Genomic DNA, 26410 nt, shown 5'->3' on the forward strand with positions numbered 1-26410 from the left:
TATCAACGACAGGCAGGATAGAGCGTTCGCTGCGCATATTCTGGATTTATTTACGATTGCGGAACAAAAGTACATTCCACGGTTCAGCGGTTTTTTGGACATGCATCAGTCCACACTGGCGCGCCAGATCACCAGTGGACAAAGCCATCGCAGTTTTCTGTTTTTTGGAGGGCACCCCGGCAGCGAACGGGTGATGTTGGGTGTATTTCCACCTTACGAGGAGCCAGACCCCGATGCCTTCCCGATTGTTCCGCTCACATTGAGGTTTCGTCTGGAGGATTCGGTCGGCCATCGGGACCTTCTCGGTTCCCTTATGGGGCTGGAACTCCGGCGGGAAGCAATAGGGGATATTCTTCTGGAACCAGGACGTGCTGTGCTGTTTGTAGCAAAGTCAGTTGCGCCTGTCATTTTGTCCGAGCTTACCAAAGTGGGACGCTGGGGTGTAAAGGTTTCGCAGGGGCTTCCGGAACAGCTCCCGGCCCTGCATCAATATCAGGATAAAAATATCAATGTTAGTGCAACGAGGCTGGACTGTATTGTTGCCGCAGTTGTTGGCTGTTCGAGGGAAAAGGCGGCGCAGAGAGTGCGTGCACAGCTTGTGTCAGTAAATGGGCTGACGATAGGGGAAACTGCACACATCCTTCATGCCGGGGATATTATCAGCATCAGGGGATATGGGAAATTTCTGTTCGCACAGGAGACCGGCAGTACCCGTAAGGGACGTTTATGTCTGCTCTTTAAAAAGTACATTTGATTTGGACATGACCAGATTTTGAAATATAAGGGAGGAAACTTGTTGTGCTGAATCCGAACGAGATTGCCAATCATAAGTTTGATAAGGCAATGGGGCGCGGTTACCGGATGGAGGAGGTCGAAAGCTATCTCGGCCAGGTGGCGGGGGAGATGAACGAACTGCTCATAGAAAAGCAGGAGCTCGAAAAAAAATTGATGATCTTGGCTGAAAAACTGGAGGAGTATAAAAGGGACGAAGAGAGTTTGCGGGCGGCACTTTTAGGTGCCCAGAAACTGGGGGATAGTGTTGTACGCGACGCAAAAGCGAAGGCAGCTTCGATTATTGAGGATGCGAATGCCCAAGCCAACCTCCTGCGTGAAAATGCCAAACGAGCGATTGAGCGGGAACAACATGCATTTATTCGGATGCAAAGAGAGGTCGCCGCTTTTCGCAGTAAGTTGCAGATGCTTTACAAACAGCACCTCGAGTTAATCAGCTCAATCCCTGTCAATGATGATCTGGTCAATGCCGAATTTTCACCAAAACCTGTGGCGGATACCACTCCACCGCCCACAGAGCCGGTGCGGAATCCAGCCCCACCGGTCTATGATGAACCGGAAGCTCTTGAGGAGGAACCATTACCGGAGGAAGAGCTAGAGGAAGATGATGATACTTTGCAATATTCCGAACAAGGGCTGGAATACAGCGAAGAAGAGCCTTATTATGAACCGGAACCAGAGCCAGAGCCGGAGCCGGAGCCTCCAAAACCGAGGAGGGAATCCCGATTCGGCCCGCTCAAATTTGGAAAAGAGTTTGATATCAAGCGCGACGATGAGAAGCGCAGAAGATAAGTTCAGGCGGATCTGAAAACTAGACAAAATAAGGGGAGAAATATCCAATGTCCGAGCAGGATTACAGCAAAACATTGAACCTACCAAAAACAGACTTTTCTATGCGTGCAGGGCTGCCGCAAAAGGAACCGGGAATGGTTGAGAAATGGGAAGAAGAAAAGCTTTATCAGCGCCTTCTCGAAAAAAATCAGGACAAACCGCTCTATGTGTTCCATGATGGCCCTCCATATGCCAACGGGGACATTCACTTGGGTACTGCACTCAATAAGGTGCTCAAGGACATTATCATCCGTTACAAAAATTTAAACGGATTCAAAGCGCCCTATATCCCGGGCTGGGATACCCATGGATTGCCGATCGAGTTGAAAGCGCTCAAAAAAACGGGTGTTTCGCGTGATATTCCTCCAGTCGAGCTGCGCAAACACTGCCGTGAGTTTGCACTGCACTATGTGGATGTACAGCGGGAACAGTTTAAGCGTCTTGGGGTGATTGGAGACTGGGATAATCCTTATCTCACTCTGAATCCTGCGTTTGAAGCGCGTCAGGTGGAAGTATTTGGCGCAATGGCCAACAAGGGGTATATCTATAAGGGGCTGAAACCGGTCTACTGGTGTCCTACCTGCGATACCGCGCTTGCAGAAGCGGAGATTGAATATGCCGAGGATCCTTGCCATTCTATCTATGTCAAATTCAATGTAATCGATGATCAGGGCGGCAAGCTGGAAGCACTCGGCGCCAAAGACCTGAGCAAGACCTATTTTGTGATCTGGACCACCACCACTTGGACCCTGCCTGGCAACTTGGCGATCTGTGTTGGTCCGGCATTTGAATACTGTGTGGTTTCTGCCAATGGTGAATATTATGTGATGGCGAAAGAGCTGGTAGAGGCTTCGATGAAGGCTGCAAAAATCGGCAGCTACGAGATTCTTGGGACCTGTCCCGGCAGTGAGCTGGAGTATATGAGATGCCGCCATCCGTTTATCGAACGGGATTCTCTGGTGATCGTGGGAGATCATGTCACGCTCGAAAGCGGTACCGGATGCGTCCATACTGCACCCGGGCATGGTGTGGAGGATTTTGATGTCTGCGCACAGCACTATCCCGAAATCGAGGTCATTGTACCGGTTGACCACGAGGGCAAAATGACCGAACTGGCTGGGGAATTCCAGGGTTTGACTACCGATCAGGCCAACAAGGCTATCGCACAGAAACTGGAAGAACTGCATGCGCTTTTCGCCATTGAAAAGATCATCCACCAGTATCCGCACTGTTGGCGGTGCAAAGACCCGATCATCTTCCGCGCGACCGAGCAATGGTTCTGCTCGATCGACGACATTAAGGAACAGACGATTGAGGCGATCAACGGGATCGAATTTATCCCGCCGTGGGGACAGGGCCGGATGACCAACATGGTGCGCGACCGCAGTGACTGGTGTATTTCCCGTCAGCGGACTTGGGGCGTCCCAATCCCCATTTTCTATTGTAAAAACTGTGGTAAATACCATGTGGATGAGTCCAGTATTCAGGCTGTCAGCGACCTGTTCCGGGCAAAAGGTTCGGACGCTTGGTATACGACTGATGCTGGTGAGATTCTGCCTGCTGGAACCAAATGCAAACACTGCGGGGCAGAGGAATTTGTCAAAGAAACCGACATCATGGATGTCTGGTTTGATTCCGGTACAACCTATGCTTCGGTGATACTCGACAATCCTGAGATGAGATGGCCGGTGGATCTCTATCTCGAGGGAACCGACCAGTATCGCGGCTGGTTCCAGTCGTCGCTGCTGACTTCGATTGCGTGGAAGGGAAAAGCCCCGTATAAGGCGGTCTGTACCCATGGATGGGTGGTTGACGGCGATGGCCGCAAACAGTCCAAATCGCTGGGCAACGGGATCGAGCCGAGCGAGATCAACGACAAATACGGTGCAGATATTCTGCGTCTGTGGGTTGCTTCTTCGGATTACCATGCGGATATCCGCATTTCGAACGATATTCTGAAGCAGCTCTCGGAGGTTTACCGTAAAGTCCGCAACACCGCACGTTATATCCTTGGCAACCTTTTTGACTTTGATCCAAACAAGGATATAGTGCCGGTTGACCAGCTCACAGATCTGGATAAATGGGCATTGGCGCGGTTTAATGAGCTGATCAAAACAGCAACCGGCGGTTATGACCGGTTCGAATTCCATATTGTCTATCACGCGCTGCACAACTTCTGCACGATTGACATGTCCAATTTCTATCTGGATGTCATCAAGGATCGGCTCTATGTGGAAGCGCCCGGCTCGCTCGTCCGCCGCGCGGCACAGACAACAATCTATACCATCCTGCGTGGTTTGGATGTGATCCTTGCACCGCTCATCCCATTCACTGCGGAAGAAATCTGGAGTTTCCTGCCGGAAGATGCAAATTATGATAGCAGCTCGGTAATGTTCAACCAGATGCCGGTCTGTATCGACAATGTTTCGGATGAAGCATTTATGGAAAAATGGAACCGTATCCATATGCTGCGTGATGATGTGCTGAAAGCGCTGGAATCGGCCCGAAATGCCAAGATCATCGGCAAATCTCTCGAAGCAAAGGTTGTTCTTTATGTGCCGGACGATTTTGCCGCTCACATTGATCTGGATGAAACGGATCTGGCTACTATCTGCATTGTTTCTCAGGTAGAAATCCGTACTGATGGAAAAGGGAGTTTCCAGGGAACCGTTCCGTTCCTGTCGAGCTTCTCGATTGATGTAACCCGCGCATCCGGAAAACCCTGCCCGCGTTGCTGGACATACAGCGACACAGTTGGTCAGGACGAACGGCATCCAACCCTGTGTACACGCTGTGCCGGGATTATTGGTTAATTCTGTTGCGCCAGTTAAAGAGACCCTTTAACTGGCGCAGCCTTTTATGGAGGTTTTCATGACAGTTATTTTGGCGCTTACATCTGCAGCTGGACTGGTGGTTATCGACCAGCTTCTCAAAGTGTGGGCTTTCAATGCTCTTCCGGGCCAACCATCTACGCTGCTGATCCCGCACCTGCTCCAGCTCACTTATGTGGAAAATCGAGGTGCCGCGTTTGGGCTGTTTCAAGGGGGGGTGACTGTTCTTTCGGTACTCACCGGACTGATTTTGATTGGAGCAGTTGTCTTTCTTGTAATGGGCAAACTCAAGCACAAACTTGCTATCTGGAGTGTCAGCCTGATTATTGCCGGTGGAATTGGGAACCTGATTGACCGGATCATACGCGGATTTGTAGTGGATTACCTGGATATTTCACCACTGTTCCGGTTTCCGGTTTTTAATTTTGCCGACTGCTGTGTGGTGGTCGGAACCACTTTGTTGATCATTTATCTCTTTTTCTTTGACGAATCTGCCGAAAAAAAACAGCAAAAGGATGGGGAGTCGATTGAATAGCCGTGTCCTGACCGCTGAACCGTCAGATATGGGGGAACGCCTCGACCGTTGGCTCGGAGAGCGGCTTGAAGATTTGACCAGATCGGCGGTGCAAAAACTTTGTACCGATGGTCTGGTTTGTGCAGAGGGGCAGCCGCTTTCTAAAAATTACCGGTTGAGAGGAACCGAACGGGTCACTGTACAGTTACCGGATGCCAAACCGCTTGATGTTAAGGCACAGAATATCCCGATCGAGATTGTCTATGAGGATGAGGATCTGCTGGTTGTCAACAAACCGAAGGGGATGGTGGTACATCCTGCCCCGGGAAACTATGATGGAACGCTGGTAAACGCGCTGCTTTATCATTGTGAGGGCCGGCTCTCAAGCATCAATGGTGTGATCCGACCAGGAATTGTCCATCGGATTGATAAGGACACCAGCGGGCTTTTGATCGTGGCAAAAAAAGACAGCTCTCACCAGGCACTTGCTGAACAGATCAAAACCCACAGTTTTACCCGTATCTATAACGGGGTGGTTTACGGCAGTTTTTTGGAGGATTCCGGAACGGTCAACGCCCCGATTGGGAGGCATCCGACCGACCGAAAGCGGATGTGCGTAACAGAAAAAAATGCACGTGAGGCAGTGACCCATTATCAGGTCATCGAACGTTTTGGTAGATTTACCAATATGCAGTTCCAGCTTGAGACCGGGCGAACCCATCAGATCCGGGTACATATGGCACATTTAGGGCATCCGATCGTCGGAGACCCAGTCTATGGACCAAAAAAATGCATTACACGCCTGCATGGGCAATGCCTACACGCCCGGACGATCGGTTTTGTGCATCCGCGCACTGGAGCATATCTGGAGTTTACCAGCGAGCTTCCTGCGTATTACACTGCATTTTTAAACAGCATGGATGGAGGAATGACCAGATGGCAATAAATCTTTCAGATATTCTGCTTGTCAGCGATGTTGATGAAACCTTGGTAGAAGCGCCTGCTCCGATCCCTCCAAGAAACATTGAAGCAATTCGGCGTTTTACCGAGCAGGGAGGACGCTTTGCGATCGCGACTGGTCGCTCAGTATTTTCCACCAAACAGTTTGTTGACCAGCTTCCGGTCAATGCGCCATGCGTCCTGTTTAACGGGAGCGGTATTTACGATTATGCTGCACAGAAGATGCTGACCGCAGAATATCTTCCTGCGTCATTCCGCCAGCACATCGTCGATCTTTGTGCAGCGTTCCCCGCTATGGGTGCGGTTGTGCTGGATGAAAAAGATCTGTTTTCGGTTGCTCCAATAACCTACACCGACCGTTATCTCAGTAAGGAAAAGATGCTGTTCATTGACTATGATTTGGAGCTTTTAAAGGGTTCCTACTTGAAAGTGATCTTCACGATGGATCCGAAAATGCAGCCAGAAGCGATGGCATTTTTGGAAAGGCAGAACTGGCAGGATGTGCATTGTGTGCGTTCCAGCCCCTATTTTATCGAGATGCTTCCGCTTCACTGCAACAAAGGAAACGGGTTGCGTCGGCTTTCGGAGATGGTTGGGATTCCGCTAGACCGGGTTGCAGCGATTGGGGATTACGATAATGACCTCGAGATGCTGCAAACCGCTGGATATCCGGTCACAGTCGCAGATGCTCCGGACAGGGTCAAGCAGGTCTGCAAACTGGTAGTTGGACATTGCATGGATGGCGCGGTTGCCGATCTGATCGAACATCTTGAGACACACGGTATGTCATAAAAATTCAGTCTCTCCGCATATAAAGGGATGGGGAGGGATGTTTTATGCGATGGAAACCCGGTACAGCGGTAATCTTAGGCTTACTGGGGATTGCAGCCGCCTTTTTTACCAGTTATTCTTATCAGGCGATTACAGCGGTTGCCCCGTATGAGCGGATTGAAGGCCAGCCGACCATTGTTATCGACGCAGGACATGGAGGATTTGACGGCGGTGCGGTCGGTGATGATGGAACCGTCGAAAAGGAGATCAATTTGGCGATTGCATTGAATTTGCGAGACTTGTTCCAGATCAACGGATTTAAAGTGGTGATGACCCGTGAATCGGACGTTTCTACCGAGGATGACGGGCTGACAACCACCCGGCAGCGGAAAAATTCCGATCTGCACAATCGAATGGCGCTTGCCAAGTCGTGCGACAATGCACTTTTTTTGAGTATCCACCAGAACAAATTTTTCCGCTCCAGATACTGGGGCGCTCAGGTATTTTATGGCCCAAAAAACGAAGAGAGCCGGACACTTGGCGCGATTATGCAGGAGCGCTTGGTCGATATGGTGCAGCCGGAAAATACCCGGCAGTTTAAACCCTGCACAGATGATGTCTATCTGATCTATAATGCGCCGATGCCAGCCCTCTTGATCGAATGCGGTTTTCTTTCCAATCCAGAAGAATGCGCAAAACTGAAAACGGACAGCTATCAGCGTCAGGTTGCATTCGCAATCTTTTCTGCAACGGCGGAATATTTGGGGTTGGAGCATTCTTAGCCTGCTGATTTTCAAGATGCAGCATCAGCAGGCTACCTTTATCCTGCAGGAGAGCAGAAGATCGCATATGTTTACGAACCCACATGATTTTGATGTTGCACAATGGATGGCATCAGGACAGATCGAATAGAGGAGCAAAAAATGGCAGTTACAAAACAAAAAAGCATCTATGTTTGCCAGAACTGTGGCTACGAAACCGTAAAATGGTATGGCAGATGCCCAGACTGTGGAGAATGGAATACTCTTTCAGAGGAGGTCCGGCAGCAGGTCTCAACATCAAAGCCAAAGTCTTCCGCAGCCGCTTCTTCCACCCGAAGCGCGACTGTTGCGAAGTTGAGTGAGATTTCATCAGATGACAGCCAGCGGTACCGGACCGGGGTAGGGGAGCTCGACCGTGTATTAGGTGGTGGAATTGTTGCTGGTTCGGTCACCCTGCTCTCGGGCGATCCTGGAATCGGAAAATCAACTCTTCTTTTACAAATTTGTCAATATCTATGCGGAACCCTCAAAATCCTTTATGTATCCGGGGAAGAAAGTGCAAGACAGCTCAAGCTCCGCGCCAACCGTTTGGGGGTGGACAGTGACAACCTGTATATCGCTGCAACCACCGATGTGGAAACGGTAATCGAGACAGTACGTCAGCTCTCGCCGGATCTTGTGATGGTCGATTCCATTCAAACAATGAGTCTTTCCGCACTTAATTCGTCACCGGGCAGCATTACCCAGATCCGGGAATCCACCCAAATTTTAAGTGGGATTGCCAAAAACGCGGAAATCCCACTTTTTATCGTCGGGCATGTCAACAAGGACGGTGCCATTGCCGGGCCCAAAATGCTGGAACACATGGTTGACGCGGTACTTTACTTTGAGGGTGAACGTCACCAGAGCTATCGTATCCTGCGAGCAGTCAAAAACCGATATGGCTCCACCAATGAGATCGGTGTATTTGAAATGGCTCAGAACGGGCTGCAGGAGGTTGGAAATCCCTCTCTAATGATGCTTTCCGGCAGGCCCTCGGGCATTTCAGGCACCTGTGTTGCCTGTGTTATGGAGGGAAGCCGTCCGATTCTTGCAGAGGTACAGGCGCTTGTTTCCAAAAGCGGATTCGGCACTCCCCGTCGTATGGCAACAGGTTTTGATTCCAATCGTGCTGCGCTGCTGATTGCAGTGCTTGAGAAACGTGCTGGATATTTTTTTGGAAATCTTGATACTTATATCAATGTTGTGGGGGGGCTGCGGCTGGATGAGCCAGCCGCAGATCTGCCTGTCGCGATCGCATTGGTCTCCAACCTGCTCGATCGGAGTGTTGCGGATCATATCGCAGCATTTGGTGAAATTGGCTTGGCAGGGGAGGTTCGTTCGGTCAGCAATATCCAGCAGAGGGTCAGTGAATCCTATCGTCTGGGATTCACTGCCTGTATCGTTCCCCGGCACAATCTGAAGGGGATCGACATCCGAGAGATGCCGGACATCCGCCTGATCGGAGTACAGAATATCTCTGAGGCGATCAAATGCATCTGAAATCTGTCGGCATCACGATTACCAGTCCTCCCGCAGGTCATCCGCATAGGGGTCTGTGGGGGTAAAGTAGCCGCAGCCATTCTCCTTGCAGCTCGTAATATAGGTGATTTCATCCAGGGCACAGTATCCCTGCCTCTGATGATAACAGTCCTTGTCGCAGGGGATCAGATGAATTTTCCTCTCTTTGGAATTTTCCATTGGTTTTACACTCCTAAATATTCAAACTGTTTTGTCGGGTGTACTCAAAAGTATATCCAAATCCATCCGATTCATGCTGTAGGAATTGGCGGTATTCGGATGGAAAATCCGTATAAAATCCCCATTCCCGCAAACACTATCCTCATTCATCCGGATAGTCATTTGAGGGAACGGGGGATTTTTTTGCATTTTAAAAAATGTCTTGCATTTTTACTGGCTGTCGGTTCATTTGGAGGGGTTGCCGCTGCGCCAGCAGTCACATTACAACGTATTCCAACTGTCCAATGCTCTACGCCACAGCAGGTTTTATATGAAAAACACATCAACGCCAATGGGACGATTGAGGCGCAGACTGTGAAAGAGGTTTATCTGGAGACGCCGGTTCTGGCACAGGAGGTTTATGTCTCGGTAGGAGATTTTGTACAGGAGGGACAGGTAATCGCAGTGATTGACACCCAACTTACCAAAAGCGTTCTGCAACAGAGTATACCGGCGTCTTCGGTTCTGGACAACCTGCCAACCCATGCATCTGATATGACCGATTTCGCCGGACTTTATTCTGCTTTTCAATCTTCTGGCCTGGAGCTTGATTCTTTAGAAGAAATTGTTGACGCATACAGCACCTCCATTGGCTCGCAGGAACCGACGAATCCTTATCTCTACATCCCAGAGACAGTTGTTGCACCGATGTCTGGAATTGTTACCGAAGTAGGTATCAAGAGCAATGTCCTTTCCAGAACAGCGAAACCTGTGGTCACGATCGCAGACACCAAAGATTTCATTGCCAAGGTAACGGTAGGGGAATCTTTTATCTCTGACATTCATGTAGGAGATTACGCCAAAATCAGCGGAACCGGTTTTTCGGAGGTTTATTCGGGTTATGTCAGCAAGATTTATCCGGTTGCGCGCAAACTCTCGAATGGTACTGCACAGGAGACCGTGGTTGACTTGGAACTCACAATCAATGAGCCTGGACAAAGCCTGAAAGCGGGTTTTTCTGCACGCGCAGAGATCATAACCGATCATCAGCGGGAGATTCTCACCGTTCCATATGAGGCGATCCAACAGGATGAAGAAAATGTGGAATATGTATATTTGGCGAAAGGTTCTCAAGCGGTGAGGTGCAACATCCAGACTGGATTAGAACTGCTTGAAGGTGTGGAAATTGTTTCGGGATTGGGAGAGAGCGACCTTGTTATTATGGATGCACAAGCGGTACAAACAGGGGAGCGCATCACCCTGAAAAGGAGGTAAGCCGCCGCATGTTTTGGGACAGCCTTATTTGTAGTTTTCGGAATCTGGGAAGAAAAAAATTTCGCAGCTTTCTTACCATTTCCGGCATCTCTGTTGGAGTCGCATCAGTGGTTTTGATTGGTTCTATTGGGGAGATTGGAAAAAATACGATTAATCAGGAATTACAATCTCTCGGCTTGGGAAGCATTACTGTGAGTGCTGACCGCAAATTTACCAGCCAAAAGATGACAGAAGAGGATTTGACCCTGATCCGAGAGAATCCCAATGTAAAGAGTGCGACACCGATTGTGATGGATTACAGCAACGTTCGGATGCGTGGATTAGTTGCAAATTCGGTGCTATGGGGAACCGATCGGGGAGAGAATCAGATCATTTCTCTGACACCGCAATATGGACGTCTGCTCACACAGGCTGATGTCTCCAGTGCGGCAGAAGTATGTGTCGTGGATAGCAATGTCGCTAATCTGTTTTACAAGCGAGAAAACATTGTTGGAAAATTCCTTGACGCGATGATCGGAGGAAGTTATGTCCGCCTAAAAATCGTAGGGGTTGCGTCCTCAGGAGGAAACCTGCTGCAAAGTATGGTAGGGGATGTAATACCATCGTTTATTTATCTTCCATATACCACCTTGCAGCGCTATGCAGGGGAGGCTTCGTTTGATCAAATCGCAGTCACGATGGTGGACAGCAAAAATGTTGAAGCTATGTCTGAACAGATTGCTGCAGCGATTAACCGTCAGCATAATATTTCCCGGGGATTTAAAGCAGACAACATCTCCAGACAGAAGGAAACGCTTGACCGTGTATTGGGCATCATTACGGTTGTTTTATCCGCTATTGCCGCTGTTTCGCTGGTGGTAGCAGGGCTTGGTATTATGACGGTTATGATTGTTTCAGTCAATGAGCGAACACGGGAAATTGGGATTAAAAAATCGATTGGCGCCACCCAAAGTACAATTTGGGTTGAATTTTTAATTGAAGCTTTTACCATCTCGCTAATGGGCAGTATGATTGGAGTAATCGTTGGAGTGTTGCTTACAGCGGCAGGATGTCTGGCTATCTCTATACCCGCACTCATCAATTTTCGTCTGATTGGTATAAGCATTGGAATTTCTGTGGTTGTCGGAATTGTATTTGGAGTTTATCCAGCAATGATGGCTGCTAGGCTTCACCCTGTCAATGCGCTTCGAATTGAATATTAGGAGAGCAAAAAACAGCCGTCTCTAAAGACGGCTGTTCAGAAGAATGGACAACTACCTAATCAATATTGACAATCTGCTTGCATCTGGGGTAATTGGGACATCCCCAAAATTCCTTCCCTTGGTTCATCCCTCGCTTTGCAATGCGCTTTACCATCGGCACATCGCATTTGGGGCAAACAGGTACTTTAAACCGGTATTTTTTAAAAAACTGCGTCGGCTTTTCAATATTTCCTTCGAGTAGAAAATCCGATATTTTCCGCATTTCCTCCTCAGACAAAAATACGTTTGGATTCTGGTTCTGGAATCCCTTTAGGTAGGACGTCAATTGATCATGCTTAATAATAGACTCCTTTATTTCGTTGGGAGCTTCTGTGTCACGAATCACTGTCTTTGGATTTGCAAAAACAACAATTGCATGCATCAAAACATCTAAATTTTGCGTATTAAGAGTGGGAATCTGAGCAAGCAAGAGTTTTTTGAGCATTTCGGAATGATGACGGTTTTGCGTAACCGGATTGTAAATCCCTTCTTTTTTATAGATAATACCTGTAGGTGTTTTAAAACACCGGTTAAAATCACCCTTATTGGTAATTTCAATATCGTCAATAAACTTTTTACACTCAATCACAAAGATGCCAAAAGAAGCAATAACGATAAAATCGATCTGTGCATTGGTATCATCATTTTTTAAATAAATATCCTGCAAAATCAAAAGCGGCAGATAGCTATTTTTCAGTTCATAGGCAACGTTTTTTTCGCCTGTCAAACCACTCGATAATTTTTTAATATCCTGCTCAACCTCAGCTACCTGCTCCGGAATAACCAGGTCTTTCAATGTTTCTAACTGTTTTATCTGCCTGGGAAGCGATAGGTTCTCCTTAACAAAAATAGGTTCCGAAAATGATAATTCCTTTTTTACCGGCTTTGCTTTAAAAAAATTTAAAAGAGCCAACCATAATCACCACTTTATCGTTTTTATCGTTAAATCCAGAAAATTCGACTTTTTCCTTTATTTTATTATATATGATATCAAGGATATATTCAAGGATTTTTTTCTTTACAATTTTTTAGAATCCTATTGACATAAAACAACGATTATGGTATTATACAAAAGTCGACCGTCAGTTTGAAAGGGTTATACTGTGGGGGCGTAGCTCACCTGGGAGAGCGCTTGAATGGCATTCAAGAGGTAGTCGGTTCGATCCCGATCGTCTCCACCAATAAAAGAATCGTACAATATCTATTTTATAAGATATTGTACGGTTCTTTTATCTTTTTATAATCTACTTACAGGGAAAATCCTCGTGACAAAATCATTTTTTTGCGGTAAAATAAGAACGTATATTCTTCACAGGAGGGGCACAGATGGGATCAGAAGAGCGGAGTGTTCGAACATTGCGGGGTGTCGGCGAACGACGGGCGCAGGCATTAGAGCGCCTTGGCATCCATACAATAGAAAATCTGCTGCTGCATTACCCGCGAAACTATATAGACCTGTCTAAACCCTGCGAGATTTTATCGGCACCGTTTGATGAACCGTGTACAGTACGGGCAGTAGTGGTCAAGAAAGGCAGTGAAATCCGGGCAGCCAGTGGGATACGGATGTATAAAGCGGTCGTTGAGGATGAGAGCGGCTCTCTGGAACTGACCTTTTTTAATAATAAATTCGCACTTGATGCGCTTGAATACGATAGAACCTATCTGTTTTATGGCAGGCTGGGTGGAACCCTGCAAAAGAGGACGATGGGTGCTCCACAGATTTATCCTGCGGATACCAGTGCACCCTTTTCTGCGGTCTATCCACTGGCTAACGGGATCAGCAATCGGGTGATTTCTGGGCTGATTGCGCAGGCGCTTATGCTCGCACCAAATCTGCCGGAATGTATACCGCAGCAGATTCTTGATTCCTTCCATCTGGATGGAATTGCGCAGGCGGTAGAGATGATCCATCGCCCAATGGATGCGGAAACATTGGGACGCGCAAAGCGCCGCCTGATTTTTGAAGAACTGTTTACGCTGGCGGTCGGAGTCGGATTGCTGCGGACCCGTATCCGTCAATGCAGCGCAGTACCGATGCAGCCACATTCGTTGCAGGCATTCTATGATGCGCTGCCGTTTACACTGACAAATGCACAGCAGAGAGCGATCGACGACCTGACTGGCGATATGCAGCGGTCAACGCCTGCAAACCGGTTGGTACAGGGGGATGTTGGATCGGGCAAGACGATGGTAGCAGCAGCCGGGGCATACTTTGCATTTCTTTCGGGGACACAATCCGCGATGATGGCACCAACTGAGTTGCTCGCGCACCAGCACTACAGCGGCCTGGAACCGCTCTGTTCCCGTTTGGGAATGCGGGTTGGGCTGCTGGTGGGTTCGATGACTGCTTCTCAGAAGCGAAAACTGCGGGAACGGCTTGCGGCAGGGGAGATAGACTTCTGTATCGGGACTCATGCATTGATCTCCGAAGGTGTCACCTTCCGAAACCTTGCTCTGGTAATTACAGACGAGCAGCATCGTTTTGGAGTGGAGCAGCGTGCCGCACTCCAACAGAAGGGAGCGCATGTCCACACACTGGTCATGTCTGCAACCCCAATACCGCGCACCCTCGCACTGATGGTCTATGGGGAACTGGATATTTCGGTCATTGACCAATTGCCTCCAAACCGTCAACCGGTAAAAACCTATAAGATCAGTTCTGGCAAGCGGGAGCGGGCCTTCGGTTTTATCCGCCAGCATCTTGATAGGGGATTACAGGCATACATTGTCTGTCCACTGGTCGAGGAGGATACCGAAAAAGAGGCCACAGGATTATGCGCAGCGACAGGATATATGGAAGAACTAGCAAATGGAGCGTTTTCTGGCTACACAATCGGGCTGCTGCATGGAAAGATGAAATCCACAGATAAAGATCGAGTGATGTCAGACTTCAAAAGTGGGCAGATTCAGTTGCTGGTTTCGACCACAGTGGTTGAGGTGGGGGTGGATGTGCCCAATGCGGTAATTATGATGGTTGAGAATGCCGAGCGGTTCGGGCTGAGCCAGCTTCATCAACTTCGAGGCAGGGTCGGACGGGGAGCCGAGCAATCCCATTGCATTTTGCTATCCGACAGCCGCAGCCAGGATACTTTGGACCGCCTTCAAATGATGTGCCGTTCAAATGATGGGTTTCAGATTGCAGAATATGATCTGCAAACCCGGGGTCCGGGAAATTTCCTAGGACAGCAGCAGCATGGCTTGCCCTCCCTGCGGATTGCTGATCTGAGCACCGATACTGACACGGTTACAGAAGCGCGGCAAGCTGCAAAACAGGTATTGTCTGTCGACCCTGATCTTTCCCAGCCACAGCATGCGGCCTTGCGTGCCGCAGTAGGGCGCCTGATGGATGTGGTTGGGGAACGTCCAAACTGAGGGACGGAGAACAGCCAATGTCTCAAAACAAAGTAGGGCGCTCTGCAAATGCAGAGCGCCCTATTGAAATAGAATTACTGTTTGGACTGGTAGATCGCATACGCATCACGAGCGATCATCAATTCCTCATTGGTCGGGATTACCCAAACCTGCGTCTTGCTGCCGTCGACCGAAAGCAATGCCTCCTGGCCGCGCATCCCTTTATTCTTGGCCGGATCGAGTTTGATGCCAAAGCACTCCAGACCTTCGCAGACCTCTTCCCGCAGAAAATCGGAATTTTCACCCATACCGCCAGTGAAGATCACTGCGTCAATTCCACCCATAACCGCCGTATAGGCGCCTATGTATTTCTTGATTTGGTAGTGAAGCATATGACAGGCTAGGGCAGCGCGCTCATTGCCCTCATTCATTGCACCAACAACATCGCGAGCATCACTGGAGACACCTGAGATGCCCAGCAGACCAGATTTTTTGTTGAGGATCGCATTGACTTCCTCGTTGTTCAGGTTTTCTTTCTGAGCAATCGCATTGATGAGCGCGGGGTCAACGTCACCGCTGCGGGTACCCATCATCAAGCCGGCAAGCGGGGTATAGCCCATCGTGGTATCGACTGATTTTCCACCATCTACTGCAGTGATCGATGAGCCATTACCCAGATGGCAGGACACAATTTTGAGTTCTTCCGGCTTTTTGCCGAGGATTTCAGCGAGACGCAGGGTTACATACCGATGGCTGGTGCCGTGATATCCGTAACGACGCATACCATACTTCTCGTAATACTCATAGGGAATCGCATACATATAGGCTTTGTCCGGCATTGACAGATGGAACGAGTTGTCATAAACTGCAACCTGAACTTTGCCTGCAAAGGTTTCACGGCAGGCTTTGATGCCGGTGACCATCGCAGGAATATGCAGCGGGAACATGGAGACGGTACCTTCAATTCCGGCAAGCACCTCGTCAGTGATCTCGTTCGACTGGGACATGCTGAATGCAACACGATGTCCAACAGCAACGATATCATCCATACTGTCGATGACCTTGGTTTCTCCGCTGGTCAACAGTGCGACGACCTTGTCCAATGCAGCTTTATGGTTTGCAAGCTCCTCATTGAGAACCTTCTTTTCGCCATTCCATTTGTAGGTGAGGATACCTCCTTCGATTCCGATTCGCTCACAGTTGCCCGAGGCGAGGACACTTTCATCCGCCATGTTGATGAGCTGATACTTGAGCGAGGAGCTGCCTGCATTGACGACGAATACATTGTTCATTCCAAATCTCTCCTTACACACGTCTTATAATACCCATAGGGGTTTGCTCACTACATTGACCAAGGGGATTATCCTTGAGGATTTTGCAAAGCAGATCCCGGTCCATACTCCGGTCAGATGTCCCAAGAATCTGGCCTTCGAGATCGTTGATGTCGGTGATGGCGACCGGAACCCCAACCTTTTTGGAAATGTCTGCTGCTGCTTCATCCGGCTTGTCCGGTCCAAGCACAACATAATGGTTATAGGGCGGCAGGGTGAAATCACAGGGTCCATCAATACTGCGCGCTTTATATCCAGCAATATTGTAGAACCAGCCGCGAATCCCAAACAGCTTTCCAACCGCTGAAATCGCTGCTGCAAAGAGAATGCGTATGGTGCCGCACTCCCGAAGCGCCATCTCCATGGTCTCAGGCATTGCCAGCCCGATTCCATAAGGGGTCCGCAGCACAAACCGGCTCAGAAAGCGGGCGAGCGGACGCGGATGGATCTGGTCAATCGGGATAGCGCGCTTCTGGGTGCAGGCTACCGCTTTTTCGGTGATAAACAGGATATCGCCTTCCTGCACGAGCGAGGAGGCGTATTTGTCGGCCACTTCAACAATATTGTCCTGATCAGTAATAACATGGGTTTTGATACAGAGCCGACGGTATTCCACGCCGTCAACGGTGATTGTTTCGTTCTTTTCGGGGTTGACTACATAGCCGATCCCCTGATTTTCTTCATTTGGCATTTGCGTATCCCGCCTTATCTTCAAAATCGTAGATTTTTAATGGCTTTATTTTGGAAGTTTTCCCTGAAAATTATACAACAATTCGCTGCAACAGTCAACGGGGGATTCGCCCTGCTTTTTCCAGCCTGAAAGATGATTTTTTAGATGATTTTTTAAAGGATGTTAAGAAAGCGCGCATAATTGTAACGGTCAGTTGGTAGATTTTTTTCACATGGCAGGTATAATAAGGACAATCTTAAATTTGGGAGGTTTCTTTTATGAGTTTGGGAAGCAATTTGTTTCAGGCGAGAAAAAAGAGCGGGTTTTCACAGGAGGAGGTTGCAGAAAAATTAGGTGTCAGCCGACAGACCATTTCCAAATGGGAATTGGATGAAACGCTTCCGGACATTTGCCAATCGAAAAGGATGGCGGAGTTGTATCACCTGACTTTGGATGAATTGATAGAGTTTGATCCTGACTTGCAGGAAATAGAGCGCTTCATTGAGGACGCAGACGAAGAAAAGCAGTCAAGGATTAACTGGACAGAGATGTGGGGTAAAAAATACCCTGTTTTAACCACCTATCAGCAAATCGTCAAGATTCAGGATTACATCACGCCATTAGAAGAGCTGCAAAACCGTCTGAAAGCGGAGTATGGGTATCATGATCTGGATGCATTTTTAGTGCTGAAAGATATCTTGGCACAGATGTGGAATCAAAAAAATAACTGGCCAGAAGCAGGCTCTTAAACAGAATTGCCAGCAGCGACCCTATGATCCCGCCACACACACCAGACCGTAATGGTAAGAATGACCACTGCACCGCCGAGCAGCGCAAAAACACCGGGCGCCTCCCTGGTAAAGAGAAAGACCCAAACCGGATTGAGCAGCGGCTCGATTGCTGAGAGCAGCGAACAGACAAGCGGTGGGCAGTCTTTGACTGCGATACCATAAAGCACATAAGGAATGCCCAGCTGGACAATGCCCAGTACCAGAATACTCCCTATCGCGGTGGGGCTCATCGTTGTTTCGGTGAGGAAAGCGGCAGGAATTCCCACGATCGCAGTAAACAGGTGGCCAAGCAGCAGACCGCTCATCCGGCTTTCAGGGTCGGTGTAGCCTGTCAGCAGAAACATACAGGCCATCATCAGCCCAGCAAAGATCGCGCAGAGATTGCCAAAGAGGTTTCCGGGGGCAAGCTGGTCAAAAAAGAAGAGCGAGATGCCGCAGAGCGTTAGAAAGACGGTGATCAGATCGGCTCGTGCGAACCGCTGTTTCAGAAAGATTGCCGACAGAATCAGAATAAAAACCGGGGCGGTAAACTGAAGGACAATCGCATTTGCAGCAGTGGTATATTTATTGGCAGTGACAAAACCAAGGAAGGTCAGGCAGGTGAAAATCCCGCTTACAATCGAAGTCCGATTGATCCGCATGTGCATCCGGCAGGCGCCCAGATAAACAGCCATACATCCTGCCGCAAGCAGGCTGCGCGCGCCTGCGATGGTCAGAGGGTGCCAAGGAATCAACTTGATAAAAATACCCGCAATACTCCAGAGCGATGCGCAGATTGCCATGAGCAGGATTGCGCGCCGCTCTGTACTTTTGGTTGCCATATCGAAAAAGCCTCCTTACAAAAATCCGAGTGGGGAGTGGGGAACTGTTTGTCCAAAAACACAGGAAATCTCAGAGATTCATCATACCCCAAATAACCGTAAAATGCAAGTTTCAGCAGAATTTTAAAAGAGGACTTGCGTAGCAGGGCAAAAAACGGTATAATGACAAAAGTACTCTGTTTCAACAGGGAAGAGATTTTGGAGGTATTCGTATGAACGAAAACACAGCAGCCATGATACAAACATTTATTCCAATGGTTCTGATCTTGGTGGTCTTTTATTTTTTTCTGATTCGGCCGCAGAAAAAACGTGAAAAAGAGACACAGGAGATGCGCAACAGCCTTGAAGTTGGGGATGAGATCGTCACAGTGGGCGGCATTATCGGGACCGTTGTTTCGATGCGGGAAGATCATCTTGTAATCGAGACTGGATCGGACCGCAGCAAAATCCGGATCACCCGCTGGGCTGTTCAGATGAATAACACTTCGCACGAGAAAGCTTCATCCAAATCCAAATAAAATGGAGAAGGCATATCCAGGTGTCCGGCTGAATACCCTGATTAAAAAGGGGGAATTGGTATGAAACAGCCTGATATGTATGGAATCAAACGGTTTCTTCGTCCGGTGGTTTATGGAATTGTGGCTGGAACGGTTGCCTGTTTTCTGCTGCTGACTTTCATGTCGGTGGTGATGCAGTTCCGTGATCTTCCGCAGATGCTGATTACGTTTGTTGCAACCTTAACCTTTGTGTTGGGAGGTTTGGTTGCCGGATATGTCAGCGCAGCCTTTTCCCGGGAACGGGGCATGTTGGTGGGAGTTTGTTGTGGAATCTGCATGTTTTTACTGCTTGCATTCACCAACCTTACGGTGAATGGTCCAGATTTCTGCGCAGTGGCATTTACCAAATTGGCAGCCGTGTTGTTTGCCTCCGCATTGGGCGGGGTAGTCGGGGTCAACAAGCGGAAAAAGTTCCGCTGAACCGATTGAATTTGTCGGAATTTATGGTATAATGATATTATAATTTGGAAATCTCAAAGGAAAGAGGAATTGGATTATGAAACATGTGAAAACGATCAATCACGCGAATCTGAAAGAGTCTGCTGTAAAAGGTGGCTGCGGGGAATGCCAGGCATCTTGTCAGTCTGCCTGCAAGACTTCCTGCACAGTTGCAAACCAGAAATGTGAGCGTAAACAGAAGTAAAAGATCAGTGCGTTATGGTAGGGCAGCTAATTGCGGCTGCCCTATTTCGTTTCGTTATTTGGAGAAAGGATTCTATGATACATAAATACCAATTAAATGGATTTTATATTGTGCTGGACGTCAATAGTGGTGCCGTCCACCTGGTGGATGCGCTGTTTTTTGAGCTTTTGGATTATGTGGATGGAGAACATCTGCCGGAGAACTGCCCGCCACAGATTTTAGAGAAATTATCTGACCGTTATTCGGAAGCGGAAATCTGTGAAACCTATTCAGAAATCGTCTCTCTGCATCAAGCAGACCAGCTTTTTTCTGCGGACGATTACGACAGATTTGCAAAAATGATGACACCATCTCCAGTCAAGGCGATGTGCCTGCATATTGCACATGACTGCAATCTCCGCTGCCAATACTGTTTTGCCGATACTGGCGAATATATGGGTCATCGCCAGCTTATGTCGTTTGAGGTGGGGAAAGCGGCGATTGACTACCTGATAAATCATTCCCAAGGCCGGCATAATCTCGAGTTGGACTTCTTTGGTGGAGAGCCGCTAATGAACTTTGACGTGGTGAAACAGGTTGTGGAATATGCTCGTGCACAGGAAAAAATACATCATAAACTGTTCCGATTCACAATTACGACCAATGGTGTTCTGCTGGATGACGATAAAATTGCGTTTATCAATCGTGAGATGTCCAATGTAGTTCTTTCGATTGATGGACGTAGGGAAGTCAACGACCGTGTACGTGCGCGGGTGGATGGCAGGGGATGTTATGATACGATTATGCCCAAATTCCAAAAGCTCGAAAAAGCTCGCAGGGGTGGAATTTTTGATCAATATTATGTCCGCGGTACCTTTACACGGTATAATAAGGACTTTGCGGAAGATGTGCTGCATCTGAACGAAATGGGTTTCGATCAGATCTCTGTCGAACCTGTTGTTGCAGACCCTTCCGCACCTTATGCGTTAACAGAAGCTGACCTACCGGAGGTATTTGCCGAATATGAACGGTTGGCAAAAATGATGATTGAACGTGCAGGAACCGAAAAAGAGTTTAACTTTTTCCATTTTATGATAGATCTCGATCAGGGGCCATGTGCGATCAAACGGCTGCGTGGCTGTGGCTGTGGCAATGAATATGTGGCGATCACACCCGATGGTGATGTTTATCCTTGCCATCAGTTTGTTGGTCATGATGACTGGAAGATGGGGAATGTATTCGAGCAATCATTAGACCAAAAGCGAAAAGCACAATTTGCAGCAGCGACCGTTTATGGCAAAGAGGAGTGCAGACATTGCTGGGCAAAATTCTATTGTTCGGGCGGATGTAATGCCAACAGTATGCAATATCGTGGGGATATTCTGAAACCACATACGCTTTCCTGTGAGTTGGAAAAGAAACGGGTGGAATGTGCGATTATGATAAAAGCTGCTCTGATGGATCAGGAATAAATGTGGCGGATACGGCATATTCTTTCTTAGTGGAATTGCTACAGAAAGGATGGCTGAAATGTACATTTCGGTGACAAGCTGGCGGAATCTATTGCGAACAAGAGCCGTGGGAAACTCTTCAGAACATGGAGAGTTTATCCCGCGGCCATCTTTTATGTTCGTAAAAGGGAAGTTATTTTTTTATCTGCTTGAGGGAATGTTCCTGGCAGGAGTGTTTGTAGGAACGATGCTCATCAGTCACGCGGAAGAGGAAACACTCCAGATGCTGCAAACAGTACTTGGAGGATATGTTGGGCAGCGTCAGATACAGAGCTTTTCCAGCATAGCGCTTTCAACTTTTGTTTCTCTGTTTTCCTCTCTGTTGGTCTTGTTTTTTTGTGGGCTATGTACGATTGCACAACCGATCGTCTTTTTGGCTCTACTATTTAAAGGGCTAGGGTACGGATTTTCGCTAGGGATGCTTTATGCGCAATATGGAAATGCTGCGGTGCCATATGCATTTATCCTTCTGATGCCTACCATCTATTTTGGTGCTCTATTACTGATCGCTGCCGGAAAAGTTTCGGTCAGAATGTCTATCCATCTGTTCCGTTCAACGCTTCCGAACGGAGAAAAAACAGAACTTAATCGAATGAAGCGCTACTGTATAAAATTTATTTTGTTTGCTGCAATCTGCGGAATGATCGCTTTAGTTGACGCTCTGCTCTGTTATAAACTGGGAGGCCTATTTCTCTTCTGATGGATTAACCTTGGGAACCTTTGGTTTTTTAGCAGGTTTTACGGTAGAAAGAGGAGAATTTTGGGCCGCATCCTCCATCTGGCGATTGGATAGATGAGTATAGATCTCGGTGGTCGAAAGGCTGACATGCCCTAAAATTTCCTTCAGTATACGGATGTCTACATTGCCATGTTGATACATCAAAGTAGCGGCAGTATGCCGAAGCTTATGCGGAGAATATCCCTGTCCCGAAAGTCCGGCCTGCTTCAGACATTGTTCGATGATCTGTTCTACCCGTCGAGGGGAGAGTCTGGTTCCACGAGAGGAGAGAAAGAGCGCATCCTTATGGACGGTATTTGCAGTCGGCTTCCGAACAGACAGATATGCATCCAGAGCACGTCGGCACGCATCATTGATATAGACAATCCGTTCTTTATTTCCTTTTCCAAGCAATTTAATGGTATCCTCACGAATATCTGAAAGGTTAATTCCTATCAGCTCGGAAAGCCTCATTCCGCAATTAAGAAACAGCGTTACGATACAGAAATCCCGTTCATATGTTTTTCCCGTGGGATCGATGTGGGCAAGTAAATCCAGACTTTCCTCCAATGTTAGATATTTGGGTATGGCCTTTTTTACTGATGGGACTTCCAGATTTTCAACAGGATTTCTTTTGAGTTTATTGGTTTTTATTGTAAGATACTGGAACATAGCGCGGATGGACGAAACTTTTCTGGAACGAGTTTTTGCATTGTTTTCGCGCTGGTCCATTGTATAGGTAAGGAATTGATATACGTCTGCTAAAGAAATCTGTTGGAGTGTTTCAAGGCTCACATCCTGAATCGAAATCTGCTGAAAAGCTTCAGGATCATTTTTGAGATCATCAGACAAATGCTTGGTGCACTTAATATAACGGAGAAAAGTACGCAGATCGATATAGTAGGCATCGACTGTACGTTTGGAACGCCCACGGATGGTGAGCATGTAAAAAAGAAACTCCTGTAAGTAGTCGGGACAATCTTGATAGTCTGCCATGTGTAAATCCTCCTACTAAATTTTTGGGCCCCCTTAATTTCGCTAAATTTTCATTTAGCGAAATTACTTGTCTTTATTTTACATCTCCTCCCCCTAGTTTGTCAAGCCTTTCCATGATCTCATTTAACTTTTCTATGATTGCATCCCGCTTTTGGTATCGCCTGCGAACTTTCAAGATTTTTCGCTTTTCCTGATGTGTGAAAAAATCACACTTAATAGTTGGACAGCATCCACGCTGTCGCATAATTAGGCAGTGATACAGCTTGTCATGATGCATGGCCATTTTGGGACAGTCTATCCGCGCGCACACTTCACAAAGACACTTCCAGCAATCGTAAAGGCCGTATTTACTCTCATAGTTACTCACACAACCCCGCTCCCATTAACTTTAACTGTTTTCCCGCTCATTCGGCTGGAACATCCCGAACCGCCTGCATCTTCCGAATCAGCGCTTGCTGCCGGTCATTCATTTTCTTGTCTTTTACCATTGACACCATCTTTTCGCTATCCCAATCAGACAGCATCAGCCAGGTTTTCATCGAGCTCCCCGCCTGCCCATAAAGATATCTTTGCAGACTATCCAGATTGTACGAAAGCCCGCCCTTATACGCTAGCCGGATTGGTTCGCTGTTGTCCAGAAACCGTCGCCACCATGCAACTGTCTCCGAGCGGTCAAGCTTACTTTCTCTCTTTTTCACGAACCGTAGCTGATTTGCCATCAACCCGAGATAGACTGCGGAGATGTCCTGGCTCTGGTTCCACTCGCGGATAAAGCTGTCCGCTGCATCATTCCTAAACTGGAACTCACAGCGTATCCATCCTTCCGGTATTTCGACTTCTTCCTTTAAGCGGGTTTTCCGTTCGAGGGTTTTATTATAGATTCGGAGCATCGTGCGCGATTGCGGGGAACCGAAATCAATCGTTTCCTCCCTGCCCTGCACCACTCGCGGAGCAGACTTCCAGCGGGATATATACCGTCCGTGTAGCGTGTAGCGGATAAGATTCCCTATCTTGAGTTCCCCGAAGGTATCACAGGCGATATCCAGCCGGCTGAAATTGTGTGTCCGGATTCCCTCCACCGAGCGGATCAGGCCCAGCCAATCTAACCGAGGGTTCAATGTCTCCAACAGCCTGCATCCCTCGCCCGAAAGATCAATCATGATTGTATCGCAGTTTCCCCATGCAAACCGGATACCGCCAAGATAGTATTCCTGCAGATAGCCGTACCTGCCGTTTCGCTGGCTGAATTCCAGATTCCCCGGCAGGCCCAACAGTTTCATTAAACCCCGAAGGATCATTCCATCTGCGAAGTAAGGCGCCTCAAAAAACACCTCGCTTTCCTCTCCGGTAAACTTGCCAGGATATGCATATTCTTTCAAAAAACAGTGGATTCCTACTGTAAAGGTGAGCCAGTCGACTAAAATTTTTCTTTCAATTTTTAATTCCCCCTAAACCTGCGCCACAAGCGGCTTGAAGGGTATTTTCCATGTCCATTATTGCCCCCGTGATACAGGTCGGGGGCCGATGCCCCAGAGCGTGCCCCGGAGCATCCAGTTATTAGGATATTCCACCCTGCCCCCAGGCGCAAATTAGTGCGTAGGGAAGCATTTTTTGCTGAACAGTAGTGGAGCAGTGCTGGGCCTTGCCCTTTCCGGACCCCTGCGGCCGTTCTGAGATTCCCGGCCATCTTGGAACAAGGGTACTGGGGATCGCGGCTTTGCCGCGTCATGCGCCATCCGGCGCGCTGGACGCAGGGTCAGCGACCCTGTACCCTCCACAGCGTGCAGCAGATTCGCGTCAGTAGAAACCGATATACCCGGCCTGACTGCCATTATCCCGCAGCGATTCCACCGGCAGCGGGCCGCGAACACTCCCGAGAGACAAGCGCACCGCGGCCTATAGTCCGTGCAGCATTCCCCGTCGCCCTCTCCCCGCCTTGCGGCGGGACGAGGACAACGAGAAATGCAGCGCGTCCAAGCGACCTGTACCGCGTTTATCCCTCGAGATAACATCCAGTTGCCGTATCCACTCGATTACCTCATAGGTGTCAAAGGATCGGTGGAACGCATTCACCATAGCCAGAGAAAGACCGCTGGCCTTGTATGGCCGTAGCAAATGTGACCATAGATTGCAATCCCTCTTGATATTTCATGCCCAATCTTGCCAGATTATGGCAAGTCATTCCAGCCGAAAGGCCCGTACGTTCCATATCCTGTTGGATATACGTTTCAAGATCTCCTTTAGCGACAACCGTAATACGCATAAAAAATAACCTCCTAATAAATTTATGCATAGATTTTCCATAGTTTTATTTTATCACAAAATGTTCTATTATTGAACTGTTATAATGTTCAATAATAGGGCATCTTTTTGATAAAAAGTGCTATAATAGATACAAAGGAGGCGCGGTTATGTACAAAGAAAATTTCCCAAATAGAATCAAGAAAGCGCGTTTGGATGCAGGCTACACCCAATCAGAAGTTGAAGAAGTCACCAAAATAAGACGTTCCAAAATATCAAAATTAGAGACTGGATTATTAGAGCCGGACTTGGAAACTTTGGGGACATTGGCGGAGTTTTATGCCGTGTCTATTGATTGGCTGCTGGGAATCGGGCAACGGGAAAAAACGTCAGTAGACCACGAAGATTTCGTGAACAGACAAAGAAGAGCTTTGGCAACTGAGTTAGCCAAGAGTGAAGCGTTTCCTCTGAATGTTCTTTTTGATATTCAGGATCAATTGATTAGCAAAGGGATTATAGAGGATACTAGGTCTCCAGAATCTCTCGAAAAATATATCGAGTATAGGCGAAAAAAGATGGCTGCAAAATAGTCGCGTCCGTTCCCCCTCCTTGTAAGGTTAACAAAAACCGAACCCCCTCTGGCTTTTTGCTTCACCATTGGTGAAATCAAAAAACCAGAGAGGATTCGGTATCTTTCAACTCTATAAATCTGGGGAATCCCTCTGACTTGCACTCCTAGATTTTGGAATATTTTAAGATGAATTTTCATTTAACAAAATTACCTGTATTTATTTTACATCCCATCCTGTGAGTTTATCAAGCATCTTGACGAAGTGGATAACGCAAAACGTCTTTTAAACAAATAAAAGAGCACCTGTTTTCCAATACTCTCTGAAATGCCACTTGATTTCCTGCCGTTTATTCGTTATAATATAAGTACAGGGACACCACAAGACGGTGGCCCTAGTGCTGACTAAAAAATAGCCGCTTCCTTTGACCGAGGGCGGCTATTTTTTTATGGTTCTAAGTATTTCCAACAGTATGTATAACATAATGATGCAATATACCATTTCCATAGCGTCACCCCCTTTCACGGGAGTGGCCAC

Annotated in this window: 26 protein-coding genes and 1 tRNA gene; 19 read left to right on the forward strand and 8 right to left on the reverse strand. The window is 47.9% G+C overall.

Annotation, left to right across the window (positions count from 1 at the left end):
• The first annotated feature begins 100 nt into the window (after window positions 1-100).
• From C814_RS10615 to radA, 8 genes are all read left to right on the forward strand, one after another.
• Complete coding sequence (locus tag C814_RS10615; protein WP_196809914.1) at window positions 101-754, forward strand: YlmH/Sll1252 family protein; 654 nt, start codon at window positions 101-103, stop codon at window positions 752-754.
• Between the two features lie 44 nt (window positions 755-798).
• A complete protein-coding gene (locus C814_RS10620) occupies window positions 799-1584 on the forward strand; it encodes a DivIVA domain-containing protein (protein ID WP_016317811.1) in 786 nt (261 codons plus the stop codon).
• Between the two features lie 47 nt (window positions 1585-1631).
• The gene (ileS, locus tag C814_RS10625) at window positions 1632-4436 is read left to right on the forward strand and encodes an isoleucine--tRNA ligase (protein ID WP_016317812.1); all 2805 of its coding nucleotides are present in this window, start codon (window positions 1632-1634) and stop codon (window positions 4434-4436) included.
• Between the two features lie 58 nt (window positions 4437-4494).
• Window positions 4495-4989 carry a signal peptidase II gene (gene lspA / locus C814_RS10630; protein WP_016317813.1) on the forward strand — a complete coding sequence of 165 codons (495 nt, stop codon included), beginning with the start codon at window positions 4495-4497 and terminating at the stop codon, window positions 4987-4989.
• Window positions 4970-5914 (forward strand): RluA family pseudouridine synthase, encoded by a 945-nt coding sequence (locus C814_RS10635; protein WP_031219546.1) that lies wholly within the window; start codon window positions 4970-4972, stop codon window positions 5912-5914. Before lspA ends, C814_RS10635 begins: the two co-directional genes overlap by 20 nt.
• Window positions 5905-6720: a Cof-type HAD-IIB family hydrolase gene (locus C814_RS10640; protein ID WP_016317815.1), complete on the forward strand. Its 816-nt coding sequence runs from the start codon at window positions 5905-5907 to the stop codon at window positions 6718-6720. The genes C814_RS10635 and C814_RS10640 overlap by 10 nt, the downstream gene beginning before the upstream one ends.
• 44 nt (window positions 6721-6764) lie before the next feature.
• Window positions 6765-7481, forward strand: a complete 717-nt coding sequence (locus C814_RS10645; RefSeq protein WP_016317816.1) for an N-acetylmuramoyl-L-alanine amidase — start codon at window positions 6765-6767, stop codon at window positions 7479-7481.
• A gap of 141 nt (window positions 7482-7622) precedes the next feature.
• Entirely contained in the window at window positions 7623-9002 is a 1380-nt protein-coding gene (gene radA, locus C814_RS10650) for a DNA repair protein RadA (RefSeq protein ID WP_016317817.1), read from the forward strand.
• A gap of 18 nt (window positions 9003-9020) precedes the next feature.
• Here radA and C814_RS24085 read toward each other — a convergent pair whose 3' ends face one another.
• Window positions 9021-9200 carry a hypothetical protein gene (locus tag C814_RS24085; RefSeq protein WP_016317818.1) on the reverse strand — a complete coding sequence of 60 codons (180 nt, stop codon included), beginning with the start codon at window positions 9198-9200 and terminating at the stop codon, window positions 9021-9023.
• A gap of 99 nt (window positions 9201-9299) precedes the next feature.
• On the opposite strand from C814_RS24085, the gene C814_RS10660 reads away from it, so the two are divergent.
• Entirely contained in the window at window positions 9300-10454 is a 1155-nt protein-coding gene (locus C814_RS10660; protein ID WP_016317819.1) for an efflux RND transporter periplasmic adaptor subunit, read from the forward strand.
• Window positions 10455-10462: 8 nt separating this feature from the next.
• Complete coding sequence (locus C814_RS10665; protein ID WP_016317820.1) at window positions 10463-11656, forward strand: ABC transporter permease; 1194 nt, start codon at window positions 10463-10465, stop codon at window positions 11654-11656.
• A 55-nt stretch (window positions 11657-11711) separates the two neighbouring features.
• On the opposite strand, the gene C814_RS0104175 is transcribed toward C814_RS10665, so the two are convergent.
• Window positions 11712-12608: an NERD domain-containing protein gene (locus tag C814_RS0104175; protein WP_016317821.1), complete on the reverse strand. Its 897-nt coding sequence runs from the start codon at window positions 12606-12608 to the stop codon at window positions 11712-11714.
• A gap of 192 nt (window positions 12609-12800) precedes the next feature.
• Between C814_RS0104175 and C814_RS10670 the strand changes: the two genes are divergently transcribed.
• Window positions 12801-12876, forward strand: a tRNA-Ala gene (locus tag C814_RS10670).
• Between the two features lie 145 nt (window positions 12877-13021).
• On the forward strand, window positions 13022-15067 hold the full coding sequence (gene recG / locus C814_RS10675) for an ATP-dependent DNA helicase RecG (RefSeq protein ID WP_016317822.1): 2046 nt from the start codon (window positions 13022-13024) through the stop codon (window positions 15065-15067).
• Window positions 15068-15141: 74 nt separating this feature from the next.
• Here the strand turns inward: recG and C814_RS10680 are convergent, their stop codons facing one another.
• Window positions 15142-16338, reverse strand: a complete 1197-nt coding sequence (locus tag C814_RS10680) for an acetate/propionate family kinase (protein ID WP_016317823.1) — start codon at window positions 16336-16338, stop codon at window positions 15142-15144.
• A gap of 13 nt (window positions 16339-16351) precedes the next feature.
• On the reverse strand, window positions 16352-17068 hold the full coding sequence (locus C814_RS10685; protein WP_016317824.1) for a coenzyme F420-0:L-glutamate ligase: 717 nt from the start codon (window positions 17066-17068) through the stop codon (window positions 16352-16354).
• A 257-nt stretch (window positions 17069-17325) separates the two neighbouring features.
• Between C814_RS10685 and C814_RS10690 the strand changes: the two genes are divergently transcribed.
• The gene (locus C814_RS10690; RefSeq protein ID WP_016317825.1) at window positions 17326-17796 is read left to right on the forward strand and encodes a helix-turn-helix transcriptional regulator; all 471 of its coding nucleotides are present in this window, start codon (window positions 17326-17328) and stop codon (window positions 17794-17796) included.
• On the opposite strand, the gene C814_RS10695 is transcribed toward C814_RS10690, so the two are convergent.
• Window positions 17793-18659 carry a DMT family transporter gene (locus tag C814_RS10695; RefSeq protein ID WP_016317826.1) on the reverse strand — a complete coding sequence of 289 codons (867 nt, stop codon included), beginning with the start codon at window positions 18657-18659 and terminating at the stop codon, window positions 17793-17795. The two genes, C814_RS10690 and C814_RS10695, sit on opposite strands and share 4 nt — an antisense overlap.
• Window positions 18660-18871: 212 nt before the next feature.
• Between C814_RS10695 and yajC the strand changes: the two genes are divergently transcribed.
• From yajC to C814_RS10715, 5 genes are all read left to right on the forward strand, one after another.
• Window positions 18872-19177, forward strand: coding sequence for a preprotein translocase subunit YajC (gene yajC / locus C814_RS10700; protein ID WP_016317827.1), 306 nt, complete (start codon window positions 18872-18874; stop codon window positions 19175-19177).
• Window positions 19178-19237: 60 nt separating this feature from the next.
• Window positions 19238-19636, forward strand: a complete 399-nt coding sequence (locus tag C814_RS10705; protein ID WP_016317828.1) for a TIGR04086 family membrane protein — start codon at window positions 19238-19240, stop codon at window positions 19634-19636.
• 76 nt (window positions 19637-19712) lie between these two features.
• Complete coding sequence (scfA, locus tag C814_RS22885) at window positions 19713-19859, forward strand: six-cysteine ranthipeptide SCIFF (RefSeq protein ID WP_016317829.1); 147 nt, start codon at window positions 19713-19715, stop codon at window positions 19857-19859.
• Between the two features lie 74 nt (window positions 19860-19933).
• Window positions 19934-21310 (forward strand): thioether cross-link-forming SCIFF peptide maturase, encoded by a 1377-nt coding sequence (gene scfB, locus C814_RS10710; RefSeq protein ID WP_016317830.1) that lies wholly within the window; start codon window positions 19934-19936, stop codon window positions 21308-21310.
• Window positions 21311-21368: 58 nt separating this feature from the next.
• Window positions 21369-22049: a stage II sporulation protein M gene (locus C814_RS10715; RefSeq protein ID WP_016317831.1), complete on the forward strand. Its 681-nt coding sequence runs from the start codon at window positions 21369-21371 to the stop codon at window positions 22047-22049.
• On the opposite strand, the gene C814_RS10720 is transcribed toward C814_RS10715, so the two are convergent.
• The 3 genes from C814_RS10720 to C814_RS10730 all read right to left on the reverse strand — a co-directional run bounded on the left by C814_RS10720 (window position 22035) and on the right by C814_RS10730 (window position 25326).
• A complete protein-coding gene (locus C814_RS10720; RefSeq protein ID WP_016317832.1) occupies window positions 22035-23063 on the reverse strand; it encodes a tyrosine recombinase XerC in 1029 nt (342 codons plus the stop codon). The two genes, C814_RS10715 and C814_RS10720, sit on opposite strands and share 15 nt — an antisense overlap.
• A 404-nt stretch (window positions 23064-23467) precedes the next feature.
• A complete protein-coding gene (locus tag C814_RS10725; RefSeq protein ID WP_016317834.1) occupies window positions 23468-24442 on the reverse strand; it encodes a replication initiation factor domain-containing protein in 975 nt (324 codons plus the stop codon).
• A gap of 668 nt (window positions 24443-25110) precedes the next feature.
• A complete protein-coding gene (locus C814_RS10730; protein ID WP_016317835.1) occupies window positions 25111-25326 on the reverse strand; it encodes a hypothetical protein in 216 nt (71 codons plus the stop codon).
• 148 nt (window positions 25327-25474) lie between these two features.
• Between C814_RS10730 and C814_RS22165 the strand changes: the two genes are divergently transcribed.
• Window positions 25475-25894 (forward strand): helix-turn-helix domain-containing protein, encoded by a 420-nt coding sequence (locus C814_RS22165; protein WP_016317836.1) that lies wholly within the window; start codon window positions 25475-25477, stop codon window positions 25892-25894.
• Window positions 25895-26410 lie beyond the last annotated feature (516 nt).

The sequence above is a fragment of the Anaerotruncus sp. G3(2012) genome (assembly GCF_000403395.2).
Taxonomy (GTDB): domain Bacteria; phylum Bacillota; class Clostridia; order Oscillospirales; family Ruminococcaceae; genus Anaerotruncus.

Excerpts from the sequence above, each read along its gene's own strand:
- C814_RS10695 (WP_016317826.1), bottom strand. The coding sequence starts at position 18,659 with ATGGCAACCAAAAGTACAGAGCGGCGCGCAATCCTGCTCATGGCAATC.
- C814_RS10690 (WP_016317825.1), top strand. The coding sequence starts at position 17,326 with ATGAGTTTGGGAAGCAATTTGTTTCAGGCGAGAAAAAAGAGCGGGTTT.
- C814_RS10635 (WP_031219546.1), top strand. The coding sequence starts at position 4,970 with ATGGGGAGTCGATTGAATAGCCGTGTCCTGACCGCTGAACCGTCAGAT.
- yajC (WP_016317827.1), top strand. The coding sequence starts at position 18,872 with ATGAACGAAAACACAGCAGCCATGATACAAACATTTATTCCAATGGTT.
- C814_RS10640 (WP_016317815.1), top strand. The coding sequence starts at position 5,905 with ATGGCAATAAATCTTTCAGATATTCTGCTTGTCAGCGATGTTGATGAA.
- C814_RS10615 (WP_196809914.1), top strand. The coding sequence starts at position 101 with ATGCATCAGTCCACACTGGCGCGCCAGATCACCAGTGGACAAAGCCAT.
- ileS (WP_016317812.1), top strand. The coding sequence starts at position 1,632 with ATGTCCGAGCAGGATTACAGCAAAACATTGAACCTACCAAAAACAGAC.
- lspA (WP_016317813.1), top strand. The coding sequence starts at position 4,495 with ATGACAGTTATTTTGGCGCTTACATCTGCAGCTGGACTGGTGGTTATC.
- scfB (WP_016317830.1), top strand. The coding sequence starts at position 19,934 with ATGATACATAAATACCAATTAAATGGATTTTATATTGTGCTGGACGTC.
- C814_RS22165 (WP_016317836.1), top strand. The coding sequence starts at position 25,475 with ATGTACAAAGAAAATTTCCCAAATAGAATCAAGAAAGCGCGTTTGGAT.
- C814_RS10660 (WP_016317819.1), top strand. The coding sequence starts at position 9,300 with ATGGAAAATCCGTATAAAATCCCCATTCCCGCAAACACTATCCTCATT.
- C814_RS24085 (WP_016317818.1), bottom strand. The coding sequence starts at position 9,200 with ATGGAAAATTCCAAAGAGAGGAAAATTCATCTGATCCCCTGCGACAAG.
- C814_RS10665 (WP_016317820.1), top strand. The coding sequence starts at position 10,463 with ATGTTTTGGGACAGCCTTATTTGTAGTTTTCGGAATCTGGGAAGAAAA.
- C814_RS10705 (WP_016317828.1), top strand. The coding sequence starts at position 19,238 with ATGAAACAGCCTGATATGTATGGAATCAAACGGTTTCTTCGTCCGGTG.
- C814_RS10715 (WP_016317831.1), top strand. The coding sequence starts at position 21,369 with ATGTACATTTCGGTGACAAGCTGGCGGAATCTATTGCGAACAAGAGCC.
- recG (WP_016317822.1), top strand. The coding sequence starts at position 13,022 with ATGGGATCAGAAGAGCGGAGTGTTCGAACATTGCGGGGTGTCGGCGAA.
- C814_RS10685 (WP_016317824.1), bottom strand. The coding sequence starts at position 17,068 with ATGCCAAATGAAGAAAATCAGGGGATCGGCTATGTAGTCAACCCCGAA.
- C814_RS10730 (WP_016317835.1), bottom strand. The coding sequence starts at position 25,326 with ATGCGTATTACGGTTGTCGCTAAAGGAGATCTTGAAACGTATATCCAA.
- C814_RS10645 (WP_016317816.1), top strand. The coding sequence starts at position 6,765 with ATGCGATGGAAACCCGGTACAGCGGTAATCTTAGGCTTACTGGGGATT.
- scfA (WP_016317829.1), top strand. The coding sequence starts at position 19,713 with ATGAAACATGTGAAAACGATCAATCACGCGAATCTGAAAGAGTCTGCT.
- C814_RS10680 (WP_016317823.1), bottom strand. The coding sequence starts at position 16,338 with ATGAACAATGTATTCGTCGTCAATGCAGGCAGCTCCTCGCTCAAGTAT.
- C814_RS10720 (WP_016317832.1), bottom strand. The coding sequence starts at position 23,063 with ATGGCAGACTATCAAGATTGTCCCGACTACTTACAGGAGTTTCTTTTT.
- radA (WP_016317817.1), top strand. The coding sequence starts at position 7,623 with ATGGCAGTTACAAAACAAAAAAGCATCTATGTTTGCCAGAACTGTGGC.